The 14,173-nt window shown below is 65.1% G+C and carries 14 protein-coding genes; 11 read left to right on the top strand and 3 right to left on the bottom strand.

Annotated features, from left to right (window positions below; genetic code table 11):
• Positions 1–7 precede the first annotated feature (7 nt).
• From N2604_RS33210 to N2604_RS33180, 7 genes are all read left to right on the top strand, one after another.
• Entirely contained in the window at positions 8–607 is a 600-nt protein-coding gene (locus N2604_RS33210) for a TetR/AcrR family transcriptional regulator (RefSeq protein ID WP_260372181.1), read from the top strand.
• 137 nt (positions 608–744) lie between these two features.
• Positions 745–1,368: a flavin reductase family protein gene (locus N2604_RS33205; protein WP_260372179.1), complete on the top strand. Its 624-nt coding sequence runs from the start codon at positions 745–747 to the stop codon at positions 1,366–1,368.
• A 199-nt stretch (positions 1,369–1,567) separates the two neighbouring features.
• On the top strand, positions 1,568–3,835 hold the full coding sequence (locus N2604_RS33200) for an acyl-CoA dehydrogenase (RefSeq protein WP_260372178.1): 2,268 nt from the start codon (positions 1,568–1,570) through the stop codon (positions 3,833–3,835).
• Positions 3,835–5,118: an acetyl-CoA C-acetyltransferase gene (locus N2604_RS33195; protein ID WP_260372177.1), complete on the top strand. Its 1,284-nt coding sequence runs from the start codon at positions 3,835–3,837 to the stop codon at positions 5,116–5,118. The genes N2604_RS33200 and N2604_RS33195 overlap by 1 nt, the downstream gene beginning before the upstream one ends.
• Before the next feature lie 2 nt (positions 5,119–5,120).
• Positions 5,121–7,217: a 3-hydroxyacyl-CoA dehydrogenase NAD-binding domain-containing protein gene (locus N2604_RS33190; RefSeq protein ID WP_260372176.1), complete on the top strand. Its 2,097-nt coding sequence runs from the start codon at positions 5,121–5,123 to the stop codon at positions 7,215–7,217.
• Between the two features lie 7 nt (positions 7,218–7,224).
• A complete protein-coding gene (locus N2604_RS33185) occupies positions 7,225–7,632 on the top strand; it encodes an acyl-CoA thioesterase (protein ID WP_025038210.1) in 408 nt (135 codons plus the stop codon).
• A gap of 223 nt (positions 7,633–7,855) precedes the next feature.
• Positions 7,856–8,047, top strand: coding sequence for a hypothetical protein (locus N2604_RS33180; protein ID WP_260372175.1), 192 nt, complete (start codon positions 7,856–7,858; stop codon positions 8,045–8,047).
• Between the two features lie 237 nt (positions 8,048–8,284).
• Here N2604_RS33180 and N2604_RS33175 read toward each other — a convergent pair whose 3' ends face one another.
• Positions 8,285–8,737: a nuclear transport factor 2 family protein gene (locus N2604_RS33175; protein WP_260372174.1), complete on the bottom strand. Its 453-nt coding sequence runs from the start codon at positions 8,735–8,737 to the stop codon at positions 8,285–8,287.
• A 154-nt stretch (positions 8,738–8,891) separates the two neighbouring features.
• Here N2604_RS33175 and N2604_RS33170 point away from each other — a divergent pair, with 154 nt between their 5' ends.
• Positions 8,892–9,578 carry an HAD family phosphatase gene (locus tag N2604_RS33170; protein WP_260372173.1) on the top strand — a complete coding sequence of 229 codons (687 nt, stop codon included), beginning with the start codon at positions 8,892–8,894 and terminating at the stop codon, positions 9,576–9,578.
• A gap of 105 nt (positions 9,579–9,683) precedes the next feature.
• On the top strand, positions 9,684–10,529 hold the full coding sequence (locus N2604_RS33165; protein WP_145667733.1) for a DeoR/GlpR family DNA-binding transcription regulator: 846 nt from the start codon (positions 9,684–9,686) through the stop codon (positions 10,527–10,529).
• A gap of 3 nt (positions 10,530–10,532) precedes the next feature.
• Here N2604_RS33165 and N2604_RS33160 read toward each other — a convergent pair whose 3' ends face one another.
• Entirely contained in the window at positions 10,533–10,949 is a 417-nt protein-coding gene (locus tag N2604_RS33160) for a type II toxin-antitoxin system VapC family toxin (protein ID WP_260372172.1), read from the bottom strand.
• Positions 10,949–11,200 carry a type II toxin-antitoxin system Phd/YefM family antitoxin gene (locus N2604_RS33155; RefSeq protein WP_260372171.1) on the bottom strand — a complete coding sequence of 84 codons (252 nt, stop codon included), beginning with the start codon at positions 11,198–11,200 and terminating at the stop codon, positions 10,949–10,951. Before N2604_RS33155 ends, N2604_RS33160 begins: the two co-directional genes overlap by 1 nt.
• Positions 11,201–11,472: 272 nt before the next feature.
• Here N2604_RS33155 and glpD point away from each other — a divergent pair, with 272 nt between their 5' ends.
• Both glpD and N2604_RS33145 read left to right on the top strand, forming a co-directional pair.
• Positions 11,473–13,023: a glycerol-3-phosphate dehydrogenase gene (glpD, locus tag N2604_RS33150; protein ID WP_260372170.1), complete on the top strand. Its 1,551-nt coding sequence runs from the start codon at positions 11,473–11,475 to the stop codon at positions 13,021–13,023.
• Entirely contained in the window at positions 13,020–14,159 is a 1,140-nt protein-coding gene (locus N2604_RS33145) for an ABC transporter ATP-binding protein (RefSeq protein ID WP_260372169.1), read from the top strand. The genes glpD and N2604_RS33145 overlap by 4 nt, the downstream gene beginning before the upstream one ends.
• Positions 14,160–14,173 lie beyond the last annotated feature (14 nt).

Here is a 14,173-nt window from a genome sequence, read left to right as displayed (position 1 = left end):
CTGACTGATGGCCCTTGTTTCGGAACATATCGAAGTCGACACCCGGGATCGCATCCTCGAGGTGGCCGAGCGGCTGTTCCGCCAGATCGGCTACCAGAAGACCACCGTCGGCGACATCGCCAAGGAGCTCAGGATGAGCCCCGCCAACGTGTATCGCTTCTTCGAATCGAAGAAGGCGATCCATCAGGCGGTGGCGCGCTCGCTGATGGGCGAGGTCGAGCTGGAGGCGCAGCGGATCGTGGCAAAGCCTGGTCCGGTCAAGGAGCGCTTCCGCGAGCTGCTCACCACCATCAACCGCATGAACACCGAGCGCTATGTCGGCGACAACAAGCTGCACGAGATGGTAGCGGTCGCGATGGAGGAGGATTGGGACGTCTGCGTCGCCCATATGGAGTGCATCGCCGGCGTCATCGGCCAGATGATCGCGCAAGGCGTCGCCTCCGGCGAGTTCGAGGCGCCGGACCTGCAACTCGCCGCGCTCTGCTCCTGCTCTGCGATGATCCGCTTCTTCCACCCCCAGATGATCGCCCAGTGCGCCACCAAGCCGGGCCCGACTATCGACCAGATGATCGATTTCGTCATCGCCGGTCTGTCGCCGCACCACTGACGGGGCGGCGGGTTTCCTCCTATAAGCTGCTTCGCAGTCATTCCGGGGCGGTCCGCAGGACCGAATCCGGAATCTCGAGATTCCGGGTTCGATGCTATGCATCGCCCCGGAATGACGGAGACCGGAGAAGCAAGCGCGTGACCGACAAAGACCTGTACTTCTACGAGCCCTCCAAGGGCCACGGCCTCAAGCACGATCCTTTCAACGCCATCATCGCGCCGCGGCCGATCGGCTGGATCTCCTCGCGCGACGCCAGGGGCCACGTCAACCTCGCGCCCTACAGCTTCTTCAACGCGTTCTGCTACGTGCCGCCGATCATCGGCTTCTCCTCCACCAACTGGAAGGACACGGTCGAGAACATGCAGCAGACCGGCGAGTTCGTCTGGAATCTCACCACGATGGATCTGGCAAAGCACATGAACGCGACCGCGGCGCATGTCGCCCCCGAGGTCGACGAGTTCGAGGTCGCGGGCCTCACTGCCGTGCCCGGCAAGCTCGTCAACGTGCCGCGGGTGGCTGAGAGCCCCGTCGCCTTCGAGTGCAAGGTCTCCGACATCGTCCGCCTCAAGGGCGCCAACGGCAAGGAGGCCGACGCCTGGCTGACGCTCGGCGAGGTCGTCGCCGTCCACATCGACAAGGCCTTGATCAAGGACGGCGTCTACCAGACCGCCGCCGCCCGCCCCATCGTCCGCGCCGGCCGGCGCGGCGACTATTTCGAGATCAAGCCGGAAAACATGTTCGAGATGATCCGGCCGGATTAGGCCGGCCACCGTTCTCTCCACCCGTCATTCCGGGGCGCGCCGTTACAGCCCCCACCCCCTCCCGGAACTGTCCCCACGCCCAGGCCGTTATGGCTCGGGCGGCCGCCCGGCCGCGTCAATGTTGCAGGCGAGATGTTCGCCTCCGCCAGCCGATTTCCGCTAAAATGACTTGGCACCGCGCCGATGCATGAGGTCCGCCATGAGCTTCCGCCGCGACACCATCACAAAGCCGATCTTCTCATGGGCGCGCGGCGTGCTGCCGGCGATGTCCGACACCGAGCGCGAAGCGCTGGAGGCGGGTGACGTCTGGTGGGATGCCGATCTCTTCACCGGCAACCCTGATTGGTCGAAGCTGCTGAAGGTCCCGCAGGCGACGCTGACGGACGAGGAACGGGCGTTCCTGAGTGGTCCCGTCGACGAGCTCTGCGCCATGCTCGACGAGTGGAAGATTTTTTGGGAATCGCGCGACCTGCCGCAGGACGTCTGGCACTTCGTCAAGCGCGAAAAGTTCTTCGGCATGATCATTCCGAAGCAGTTCGGCGGCCTCGGCTTCTCGCCCTACGCGCATTCGGAAGTCGTGCGCAAGATCTCGACCCGCTCGATCGCGGCCGCGGTCACCGTGATGGTGCCGAACTCGCTCGGGCCCGGCGAACTCCTGATGCGCTTCGGCACCACGGAGCAGCAGCAGCGCTGGCTGCCGCGCCTCGCCGACGGACGCGAGATTCCCTGCTTCGGCCTCACCAGCCCGGAAGCCGGCTCCGATGCCGCCTCGATGGTCGACAGCGGCATCATCTGCAAGGGCGAATTCGAGGGGCGCGAGGTCGTCGGCCTCCGCCTCAACTGGCACAAGCGCTACATCACGCTCGGCCCCGTCGCGACGCTGCTCGGCCTTGCCTTCAAGGCCTATGATCCCGATCACCTCGTCGGGAGCCAGGAAGAGCTCGGCATCACCGTGGCGCTGATCCCGACGAACTTGCCCGGCGTCGAGATCGGGCAGCGTCATCTGCCCTCGATGCAGGTCTTCCAGAACGGCCCGAACTGGGGCCGCGACGTCTTCATTCCGCTCGATTACGTCATCGGCGGCAAGGAACGGCTGGGGCAGGGCTGGAAGATGCTGATGACGGCGCTGGCCGCCGGCCGGGGAATCTCGCTGCCGTCACTGTCGGCGGCCGGCGCCGCCTATGCGGCGCGCACCACCGGCGCTTATGCCCGCATCCGCGAGCAGTTCGGCATCTCGATCGCCAAGTTCGAAGGCGTCGAGGAGCCGCTCGCGCGCATCGTCGCCACGGCCTATCAGCTCGACGCGGCACGCCGGCTGACCTGCGCGGCGCTGAATGCCGGCGTCCATCCCGCCGTCATCTCCGGCATCATGAAGTTGCACGCGACCGAGCGGATGCGTACCGCGGTCGACGACGCCATGGACATCCATGGCGGCAAGGCCGTGATCGACGGTCCGCAAAACTATCTCGGCAATCTCCACCGCGCCGTGCCGGTCGGCATCACGGTGGAGGGCGCCAACATTCTGACCCGCAATCTCATCGTGTTCGGGCAAGGAGCGATCCGCGCCCATCCTTACCTGCTCGACGAGATGAATGCGCTTGCCGACACCGATCGCGAGCGCGGGCTCAGCGCGTTCGACAAGGCGTTCTGGAAGCATGTCGGCCACAGCTTCCGGACCCTCTTCCGCGCCTTGGGTCGCAGCTGGACCTTTGGCGCATTCGCGCCGGCGCCCGATGCGGGCGATGCCACGCCGTTCTATCGCCAGCTCTCGCGCTACTCGGCGGCGTTCGCGCTCTGCGCAGACATGGCGCTGCTGACGCTCGGCGGCGCGCTCAAGCGCAAGGAAATGCTGTCGGCCCGCTTCGGCGACATCCTGTCCGAGCTGTACCTGCTATCGGCCGCGCTGAAGCGCTGGCAGGACGAGGGGCGGCAGAAGGAGGATTTTGCCGCGCTGGAATGGTGCATGGCGGCCGGATTCAAAACCATCGAGAACCGGCTTGCCGAAATCCTGGCCAATCTGCCGAACCGCGTCGTGGCCGGCTTCCTCAAGCTCGTGGTCCAGCCCTTCGGCGCCCGCGTTCTCGGCCCCTCCGACCGAATCGTGCACCAATGCGCGAGCCTCGTGCTCGAGCCGTCGGCGGCACGCGAGCGCCTCACGCCGGATCTCGCTTATGTCGACGACGACGGCGGCCTTGCCCGGCTGGAGCGCGCGTTCAAGCTGGTCGCCGCGACGGATGCGATCGCCAGGCGCATGCGTGCGGCGCATATCCGCGACTGGAAGGAGGCCGTCAGCAAGGGCGTGGTCACCCAGGTTGAGGGTGAGCAGCTTGCTGCAGCTCATGAAGCCGTCACAAAAGTGATCGAGGTCGACGATTTTGCGCCGGAGGCGCTGTCGCCGATTTACAAGAAAACCGTCAATGTGCATCAGTTCTTCCAGGAACTCGGTGAGCAGAGGGCGGCGAGCTGATGGCACGACCGGTATTTATCGTCGACGGCAGCCGGACGCCGTTCCTGAAGGCGCGTTCGGGGCCAGGGCCGTTCACGCCGGTCGATCTCGCCGTGCAGTGCGGACGGCCGCTTCTAGCGCGGCAGCCGTTCGCTCCCGATAGCTTCGACCAGGTTATCCTCGGCTGCGTCAACGTGATCGCGGACGAGATGAATCCGGCCCGCGTCGCGGCGCTCCGGCTCGGCATGGGCGAGGACATGGTCGCCTTCACCGTGCAGATCAATTGCGGCTCGGGCATGCAGTCGATCGACACCGCCTACCGCTATATCCGCGAAGGTCATGCCGACATGATTTTGGCCGGCGGCACCGAGGCGCTCAGCCACGCGCCGCTGGTCTGGCCGAATTCCGGCGTGCGCTGGTTCGCCGGTCTTGCCACTGCCAAGGGCGTGGCCGCGAAGATCGCCTCGGCGTTCAAGCTGAGGCCGCGCGATCTCAAGCTGATCATCGGCCTCGAGCGCGGCCTGACCGATCCCGTCACCGAGCTGAACATGGGCCAGACCGCCGAGGTCGTCGGCCATCTCTTCGGCATCACCCGCGCACAGTCGGATGCCTATGCCGCCGAAAGCCATCGCCGGCTCGCGCATGCGCAAAGCGCGGGTTATCTGAAGGGCGAGGTCGAGACTGCGTTCTCCCGCGACGGCAAGTTCTTCGACCACGACGATGGCGTTCGCCCGGATTCGACGGCCGAGACGCTCGCCAAGCTCCGGCCGGTGTTCGAGCGCCCGTGGGGCCAGGTCACCGCCGGCAATTCCTCGCAGATCACCGACGGTGCCTCCTGGGTGATCCTCGCCTCCGACGCGGCAGTGGCAAAGCACAAGCTGACGCCGAGGGCCGTCATCGTCGACAGCCATTGGGCCGCGCTCGATCCCAGCATCATGGGGCTCGGACCCGTGATGTCGGTGACGCCGCTGCTGAAGCGCAACGATCTCACCATCAAGGACGTCGAGACCTGGGAGCTGAACGAGGCCTTCGCAACGCAAGTGCTCGGCTGTCTCGCCGCCTGGAACGACGACAAGTTCTGCCGCGAAATATTGCGGCTCGAGGGTGCCGCCGGCGAGATCGACCGCGAGAGGCTGAACGTCGATGGCGGCGCGATTTCGCTCGGCCACCCCGTCGGCACCTCCGGCAACCGCATCGTGCTGCATCTCGTCAACGCGATGAAGCGGCTCGGCACGCGGCGCGGAATTGCCACCGAATGCATCGGCGGCGGGCTCGGCGGCGCCATGCTGATCGAGGCGGTGTGACCATGGATTCCAAGATCATGACCGTGCTCGCCGACCGCGTGCTGGAGCTCGGGCCGCGGCCCGCACCGGATGGTCCCTACAAGCACTTCAAGCTGACGCGCGATGCGGATGGTGTCGCCTGGCTGCTGTTCGACCGCGCTGACGCCAGCGCCAACACGCTGTCCTCCGAGGTGATGGAGGAGTTCGACGCCGTGCTCGCGGCGATCGAGACCGATCGCCCGGCCGGCCTCGTCATCCGCTCGGCAAAGTCGTCCGGCTTCATCGCCGGTGCCGACGTCAACGAATTCCGCGGCGCGTCTGACCCCGGCATGGTGGAGACGCGCATCCGTGCCGCGCACGCGGTCGTCGATCATCTCGAAGCCTTGAAGCTGCCGACGGTCGCTGTGATCCACGGCTTCTGCCTCGGCGGCGGGCTCGAGGTTGCGCTGGCCTGCCAAGCGCGCATCGCCATCGAGGGGGCGCGTTTCGGCTTCCCGGAGGTGATGCTCGGCCTGCATCCCGGTCTCGGCGGCACCGCCCGATTCACCGCGCTGGTCAATCCGACCCAGTCGATGGCGCTGATGCTGACCGGCCGAACCATCGACGCGCGCCGCGCCAAGGCGCTCGGCCTCGTCGACACCGTGACGCAGGAGCGCCATGTCCAGGGCGCGGTGAAGGATGCGCTGTTCGGCCGCCTGAAGCGAGCCAATCCTGGACTGCTGACGCGTGCCGCCAATCTAGGGCCGGTGCGTGGCCTGCTGGCCAAGCGCATGCGCGCGGAGGCCGCGAAGGCCGCATCGCGCGAGCATTATCCAGCGCCCTACGCACTGATCGATCTCTGGGAGACCCACGGCGGCAGCAAGGCGGCGATGCTGAAGGCCGAGCAGGCCTCGTTCGCCGAGCTGATGGTGACGCCGACCGCGCAGAACCTGATCCGCGTCTTCTTCCTGCGCGAGCAGATGAAGAAAGCGGCAGGCTCCGGCAACGCGGTCAAGCATGTCCACGTCATCGGCGCCGGCGCCATGGGCGGGGACATCGCGGCCTGGTGTGCGGGGCAGGGTCTTCGCGTCTCGCTCGCCGACATGAAGCCGGAGCCGATCGCGGGCGCGGTCAAACGCGCGGCCGACCTCTACGGCAAGATCATCCGCAAGCCCACCGACGTCCGCGACGCGCTCGATCGCCTGATCCCCGATATGGACGGCGAGGGCGTTCGCAATGCCGACCTCATCATCGAGGCCGTGCCGGAAAAACTGGAGCTGAAGCAGAAGGTCTATGCCGGGCTCGAGCCGCGGATGAAGCCCGGCGCGATCCTCGCGACCAACACGTCGAGCATTCCGCTGCAGGACCTGCGCACCACGCTGGCGCGGCCGGAGCGGCTGGTCGGCCTGCATTTCTTCAACCCGGTGTCGCGGCTCCAATTGGTCGAGGTCGTCAGCCACGACGGCAACGATGCACACGTGCTGAAAGAGGCGCTCGCCTTCGTCGGCGCCATCGACCGACTGCCTTTGCCTGTGAAGAGCTCGCCCGGCTTCCTCGTCAACCGCGCGCTGACGCCCTACATGCTCGAAGCCATGGTGATGCTGGACGAGAAGATCGACCAGCGTCTGATCGATGGCGCGGCCGAGCAGTTCGGCATGCCGATGGGACCGATCGAGCTGGCCGATCAGGTCGGGCTCGACATTTGCCTCGACGTCGGCGACATGCTGCGCACCAAGTTCGGCGATCTCCTGCCGCCGACGCCCGCCTGGCTACGCGAGAAGGTCGCCAAGGGCGAGCTCGGCCGCAAGACCGGCAAGGGCTTTTATACCTGGAAGGACGGCAAGGCGCAGAAGCCCCCGTTGCCGGAGACCGGTCCGCGCGTCACCGACCAGATGATCGACCGCCTGGTGCTGCCGATGTCCAATGTCTGCGTCGCGTGCTTGCGCGAAGGCATCGTCGACGATGCCGATGCGGTCGACGGCGCCATGATCTTCGGCACCGGTTATGCACCGTTCCGCGGCGGTCCGCTGAATTATGCGCGCACGCGCGGCGTGGAAAACATTGTATCCACCCTGCGCGCGCTGGCGGAACGATTCGGCGCGCGTTTCGCGCCCGATCCGGGCTGGGACAGTTTCAAGTGAGAGCCATATGAGCGAACAAGCGACCGGGCCGAGCGGTGATCTCTGCATTCGCACGCTGGCGATGCCGGCCGACACCAATGCCAACGGCGACATCTTCGGCGGCTGGTTGCTCAGTCAGATGGACGTCGGCGGCGGCGTGTTCGCCTCGAAGGTCGCGCGGTCGCGCACCGTGACGGTCGCGATCGAGGCGATGAATTTTCGCAAAGCGGTCTATGTCGGCGATCTCGTCTCGGTCTATGCCAATCTCGTGCGCGTCGGGCGCACCTCGCTGACCGTGCATCTCGAGGCCTGGGCATTGCGGCGCAAGGAGCTGCATCCGTTCCTCGTCACCGACGGTCATTTCACCTACGTCTCGATCGACGACCACGGCCGTCCACAGGCGATCCAGCGAAACGATCCGCCGATCGCGACGTAATCGCGCGCGACGCTCTGCCTCATCTTGGAGGCTTTGCAGCGCCGCAAAACGCGGCACGAGCAAGTCATCCTCGTCGCGGCTTCGCCAAGAACCAGTCATAAAACGGATGAGGTCCCGGCGTACTCAATTGCATGTCGATTCGGGGTGGAAACGGCCGCAAATGCCCTTGGGAACCTTTGGGCAGGAGCACCGTTGTTTGCCCGCACTGAGGAATCCACGGACCATGCCGGACAGCTACATCATCGAAGTCGATTCGCAGACCGCAGGTATCGTCGTTCGTTCTTCTGGAGGCTATTGCTTCTTCGCCTCGTCGCACCGCTTCAACCGTCTCGAAGGCCAGCTCTTCCGCAACCCCCGCGAAGCCGAGCGCGCCGCGCGCAGGCTGGTGAACGGCGACGTGAAGGAGGCGGCGTAACGACCTCCGCTGGTATTCCGGGCGCGTGGAGCGTGGTCGGAATTTATTGCCGCCCTTGATGTTGCTGCCTTCTTCCTTCTCCCCTTGTGGGAGAAGGTGGCGCGAAGCGCCGGATGAGGGGTATCTCTCTTCTTGCCCAGGCGTTTGAGAGTATCCCTCGCGGAGACATCCCCCTCACCCGTCTCGCCGCTGCGCGGCGAGCCACCCTCTCCCACAAGGGGAGAGGGTAAGAAGCCATCACAACTTCGTCGCCGCCCGCGACAAGAGCTTCCACTCGTCGCCTTGCTTCTGCCAGTTCATCAGGATGTGAAGGTTGGTCGATACTTTTTTCCCGTCGGCCGCCATCTCCTGCTCGCCCAGCCAGTGGAAACGCACGATCGCTGCGGGGCCGACCACCTTGATGGTGGGATCCTTGTACTCGATCGACAAGAACTTCGACTTGCCGTCGGTCGCGTTGGCGATGAAGGTGGCCTTGTCCTCGACCTTTCCGCTGGAATGGCTGTAGCTCAGCTCCTCCGCGCATAGCGCGCCGAGCGCCTTGGGATCGGCCGCGATCTGGGCGAGGCGGAAGGCCTCGACCCTCTTCGCCACGGCGTCCTCGTCTGCCGAAGCGGCGAGCGCCGGCCTGGCGAACGCAAGCGCGGAGACGGCGAGCGTCGAGAGAGCCAGATCGCGTCGGTTGATCGTCATCGTTTCCTCCTTTTTGATCTTGCAACCAGTGTTGCAGTCGCGCGCGGCTTTGTCGAGTGTCGCCTGCCGGTCATGTGGATGCGTCATTGCGCGATCGAGGCCCTATTGATACGCCTTCCGCATCGATGCGTCGCGCATTTGGGAAAGTACGGAAATGATCGAGACCAAACACGATGGAATGGGCCGGGCATTGTTGTTCGACATCGACGGCACGCTCGCCGACACCGACCCGTTGCACTTGAAGGCTTTCAACCAGGTGCTCGGTCCTCACGGCCATGTCTTCGACCACGCACGCTTCTCCCGGGAGCTGCAGGGCTTCGCCAATGTCGCGATCGGTGAGCGCTTTCTGCCCCACCAGGCGCCGGAGCGGCGCGCCCTCATCCTCGAAGAGAAGGAGGAGGTCTTCCGCACCCTCGTGGCCGGGCAGATCGCGCCGCTGCCGGGCCTGATGGCGCTGCTCGACCGCGCCGATGGCGCCGGCATTCCCATGGTCGCGGTAACCAACGCGCCGCGTCTCAACGCCGAGCTGCTGCTCTCCGGCCTCGGCATCATGCATCGTTTCAAGGCGCTCGTCATCGGCGCCGAGCTGCCGCACGGCAAACCGCATCCGCTGCCCTATCAGGAAGGGCTGCGTTTCGTCGGCGCGAGCCCGCAAGCCTCGATCGCATTCGAGGACTCCCGCACCGGCGTGCAGTCCGCAACGGCCGCCGGCATTCCAACCGTCGGCATCCGCACCAGCCTCAGCCATGCTGACCTGGTTGGAGCAGGCGCGGTCGCCTCCGCCAGCGCGTTCGACGACCCGGACCTGATCGCACGTCTTGCGAGCGTCATGGCGTGGTAAGAAATGGCGTGGTGAGGACCTCCATCCGTTAACCGTGATCGGCATCCGCATTGACCGCAGGCGCGAACCGCCGCACCATGCACTATCCTGACTTGAGGCCTTGCCGTGACTGGATTGACCCATCGCCAAGCCGAAATTCTCAACATCGCGCGCGCCTCCGGCCGTGTCATGGTCGAGGAGCTCGCGCGCCGCTTCGAGGTGTCGGCGCAGACGATCCGCAAGGATCTCAACGATCTCTGTGAGCGGCGTTCGCTGACCCGCATCCATGGCGGCGCCATCATCGCCTCGGGCGTGGAAAACCTCGCCTATGAGGCGCGCCGCTTCGTCGCCGCCGACGAGAAGAAGGCGATCGGCGCTGCCGCCGCCTCGCTGATCCCGAACGGCTGCTCGCTGTTCATCAACATCGGCACCACGACGGAGGAGGTCGCGAGCGCGCTGACCTCGCATGAGGATCTGCTCGTCATCACCAACAACCTCAATGTCGCCATGCTGCTCTACCGCCATCCGCGCATCGAGGTGGTCGTCGCCGGCGGCACGGTGCGGCGCGCCGACGGCGCCGTGGTCGGCTCGACCGCGACGCAGCTGATCGGTCAGTTCAAGGTCGACTATGCCATCATCGGCGCCTCGGCGATCGATGAGGAGGGCGCGCTGCTCGACTTCGACTATCGCGAGGTGCAGGTGGCGCAGGCCATCATCGCCAACGCCCGCAGCGTCATGCTGGTCGCCGATTCCACAAAACTCCGCCGCAGCGCGCCGGTGCGCATCGCCCACATCACCCAGATCCAGACCTTCGTCACCGACCAGGAGCTGCCCGAGCGCCTCGCCACCATCTGCCACAGCAAGGGCATCGAGGTGGTCGAGGCGATGCCGAAGGGGGCAGATATCGATGATGCGCCGGCGGACGCCCAGGATGCCGCGCCGGAAGCCGCACCGGTGGTGCGGCTGAGATAGAGTCTAAGCGCCGTCCCACGGGTTGAGTAGCGCGACGTCCGTCGATTTGAAGTCCTCTACATTGCGCGTAACAACCGTCAAACCATGAACTAGCGCGGTTGCAGCAATGAGCGCGTCGCGTTCAGCGCGTGGGTTGGGAACATGAAGTTGCGCGCAACGTTGCGCGACAGCCGTATCGATGGCCAGGATCCGGCCCTCGAAGCGAGCCAGAATCTGGCTGTCGATCCAGCTGCGCAAGATGGCACTTTGCGCTGCGTCCTTGCGTTCGATCAGGCGAGCGCCAAGTTCGATCTCGAGAATTGAAATGACTGAGATGAAGAAGTTTGCTGCTGGAATTGCGCCTGCCCAGGCAACGACGCGCCGATCTGCCTTGTCCGGTCGCCTCAATTCGGAAATGACATTGGTGTCCAGCAGGAACATCAGTCGAGATCAGCAGCCCTGAAGATGCCCTCACCAACGCGAGGCGGATCGAAATCAAAATCCGCGTTCGTCTGCGCCAGAGCTTCCGCAAGGCTCATGTGTCCGCCGGTCAGGCGCAAGTAATCCTCAATCGTTAGCAGGACATGGGCCGGACGGCCGCGGTCCGTAATGAAAACGGGTCCTTGCGATGCCGCTTTCTTGGCGCCGCTGGTGTCTTGATTGAATTCTCGGCTGGTCAGGGTGGTCACCATGGTCTGAGCCTCCAAGCGGTGGCTATGCTGTGTTGTGCAATTTATGTAGAAATGTTGCTACATACAAGCTGGCCCGGCCCATGGGGGCTACCTTTCAATCGTGCGGCTTGACGCAATTCCATCCATTCACCTGTCGATTTCGCCGCCTCATTGCCTACCAAAAAAGTTCCTCTTTCGCTTCCTGTCGCCTCTCTTTCATCTTGCTTTCGTTTTCGGGTGTGATCTAATCAAAAACGAAAGTAACCGCTCGACGAACGGGCGGTCGCCGGGGGATGCGTCTGTTGGAGCGTATTTTCGATCTCGCCATCATTGGAGGCGGTGTTAACGGCTGCGGCATCGCGCGCGACGCGGTGGGCCGCGGCAACACGGTTTTCCTGTGCGAAATGAACGACCTGGCGAGCGGGACATCGTCCTGGTCGACCAAGCTCGTGCATGGCGGCCTGCGCTATCTCGAATATTACGAGTTTCGGCTGGTCCGCGAGGCGCTGATCGAGCGCGAGATCCTCTGGGGCATCGCGCCCCACATCATCCGGCCCCTGCGTTTCGTTTTGCCGCATCACGCCGGCCTGCGCCCGGCTTGGCTGCTACGCCTCGGCCTCTTCCTCTATGATCACATCGGCGGCCGTCACCTGTTGCCGGCGACCCGCTCGGTCGATCTCAAGCGCGATCAGGTCGGCAAGCCGCTGATCCCGAATCGCTACAGCCGCGCCTTCGAATATTCGGACTGCTTCGTCGACGACGCCCGCCTCGTCGTGCTCAATGCGCGCGATGCCGCCGACAAGGGCGCCGAGATCCGCACCCGCACCCGCGCCACCGAGATTCGCCAGTCGGACGGCGTCTGGACCGTCAGCATGATCGACACGCTGACTGGCGCGCGCTCGCAGATCCGGGCCAAGGCGCTGATCAATGCCGGCGGACCCTGGGTCGAGGACGTGCTCGGCCGTGGCGCCGGCGTCAATGCGAAAGCCAAGGTGCGCCTGGTGCAGGGCTCGCACATCGTGGTGAAGAAGCTCTACGACCACGACCGCGCCTACATGTTCCAGAATGCCGACGGCCGCATCATCTTCGTGATCCCGTACCAGGACGACTTCACTCTGATCGGCACCACCGATCGCGACTATGACGGCGATCCCGCCAAGGTGAAGGCGACGACTGAAGAGATCGAATATCTCTGCAAGGCGGCCAGCGAATATCTGGCCAAGCCTGTCGCGCCCACCGACGTGGTCTGGACCTATTCCGGCGTGCGTCCGCTCTATGACGACGGCGCCAGCGAGGCCAAGGCCGCGACGCGCGATTACGTGTTCGAGCTCGACACGCCCGGCGGCGTGCCGCTGCTGTCGATCTATGGCGGCAAGATCACGACCTATCGCAGGCTCGCCGAGGAGGCGCTGGAGCGCCTTGCGCCCTATCTGCGCAGCGCCAAAGCGCGCGAAGGCTGGACCGGCAAATGGCCGCTGCCGGGCGGCGACATGAACGTATCCGACATCGACGGCCTGATCGCCGAGCTGCAGTCCGGCTATCCCTTCCTCAGCCATGAGCATGCGCGGCGCCTGGCGCGCGCCTATGGCACCCGTGCCATCAAGCTGCTCGGCGATGCCAAATCGGCAGCGGATCTCGGCCAGGCCTTTGGCGCCACGCTGACCGAACGCGAGGTCCGCTATCTCATGGCCAATGAATGGGCCGTCACCGCCGAGGACGTGGTCTGGCGTCGTTCCAAGCTCGGCCTGCGACTATCTGCCGACGAGATCGCGGCCCTCGACGACTGGATCAGGAGCCACGGCGTGGCGCAAAGTCCCCTGCTGGAAGCGGGAGGACGCTCATGACCGTGACACTCGATCACGTGACCCGGACCGTGGAAGGCGTGCCGCACATCCGCGACGTCTCGCTGACGCTCGAGAGCGGTACGCTCAACGTGCTGCTCGGGCCGACGCTGTCAGGCAAGACCTCGATCATGCGGTTGCTCGCCGGCCTCGACAAGCCGACCACGGGCAAGGTGTTCGTCAACGGCAAGGACGTCACCGGCGCCGACGTGCGCCAGCGCTCGGTCGCGATGGTCTATCAGCAGTTCATCAATTACCCCTCGCTGACGGTCTACGAGAACATCGCCTCGCCGCTGCGCGTGCAGGGCAAGCCGCGCGACGAGATCGAGGCGCGCGTGGCGGAGGCCGCAAAGCTGCTGCGGCTCGAGCCGTTCCTGAAGCGCACGCCGCTCCAGCTCTCCGGCGGCCAGCAGCAGCGCACCGCGATCGCGCGCGCGCTGGTCAAGGGCGCCGACCTCGTGCTGCTCGACGAGCCGCTCGCCAATCTCGACTACAAGCTGCGCGAGGAGCTGCGGGCCGAGCTGCCGCGCATCTTCGAAGCCTCGGGCGCGATCTTCGTCTATGCCACCACCGAGCCGACCGAGGCGCTGCTGCTCGGTGGCAATACGGTGTGCATGTGGGAGGGCCAGGCGCTGCAGATGGGCGAGACCACCAACGTCTATCGCCGGCCGCAGACGCTTCGCGTCGCCCAGGTGTTCTCCGATCCGCCGCTGAATCTCGTGGGCCTCGAGAAGGGGAATGGAATGGTCCAATATGCTGGCGGGAGTGCAGCGCCCGCGTCCGGGCTTTATGCCGGTCTGCCCGACGGCTTCTATCGTGTCGGTTTCCGCGCCCATCAGCTCGGGCTTGCCAATGGCGAGGCGGACCGTCACGCCTTCCACGCCACCGTCACGGTGACCGAGATCACCGGTTCGGAGAGCTTCGTGCATCTGACCCGCGACGGATCGAACTGGGTGGCGGTGCTGCACGGGGTGCACGAGTTCGAGCCGGGCCAGATGCTCGATGCCGTGCTCGATCCCAACGACGTCTTCGTCTTCGATGCCGCCGACCGCTTGGTCGCGGCACCGAGCATAGCGTTCTCAAGCGAAGTGCGTAGCGGTTCGCGTGAAGAAAACGCGTCAAACAGAAAAAGCTCTTAAGGGGGAGATGCGCC

The sequence above is a fragment of the Bradyrhizobium sp. CB1015 genome (assembly GCF_025200925.1).
Classification (GTDB): Bacteria; Pseudomonadota; Alphaproteobacteria; order Rhizobiales; family Xanthobacteraceae; genus Bradyrhizobium.
The sequence above is the reverse complement of the archived record's forward strand: the minus strand, read 5'-3'. Positions and strand labels throughout refer to the sequence as shown.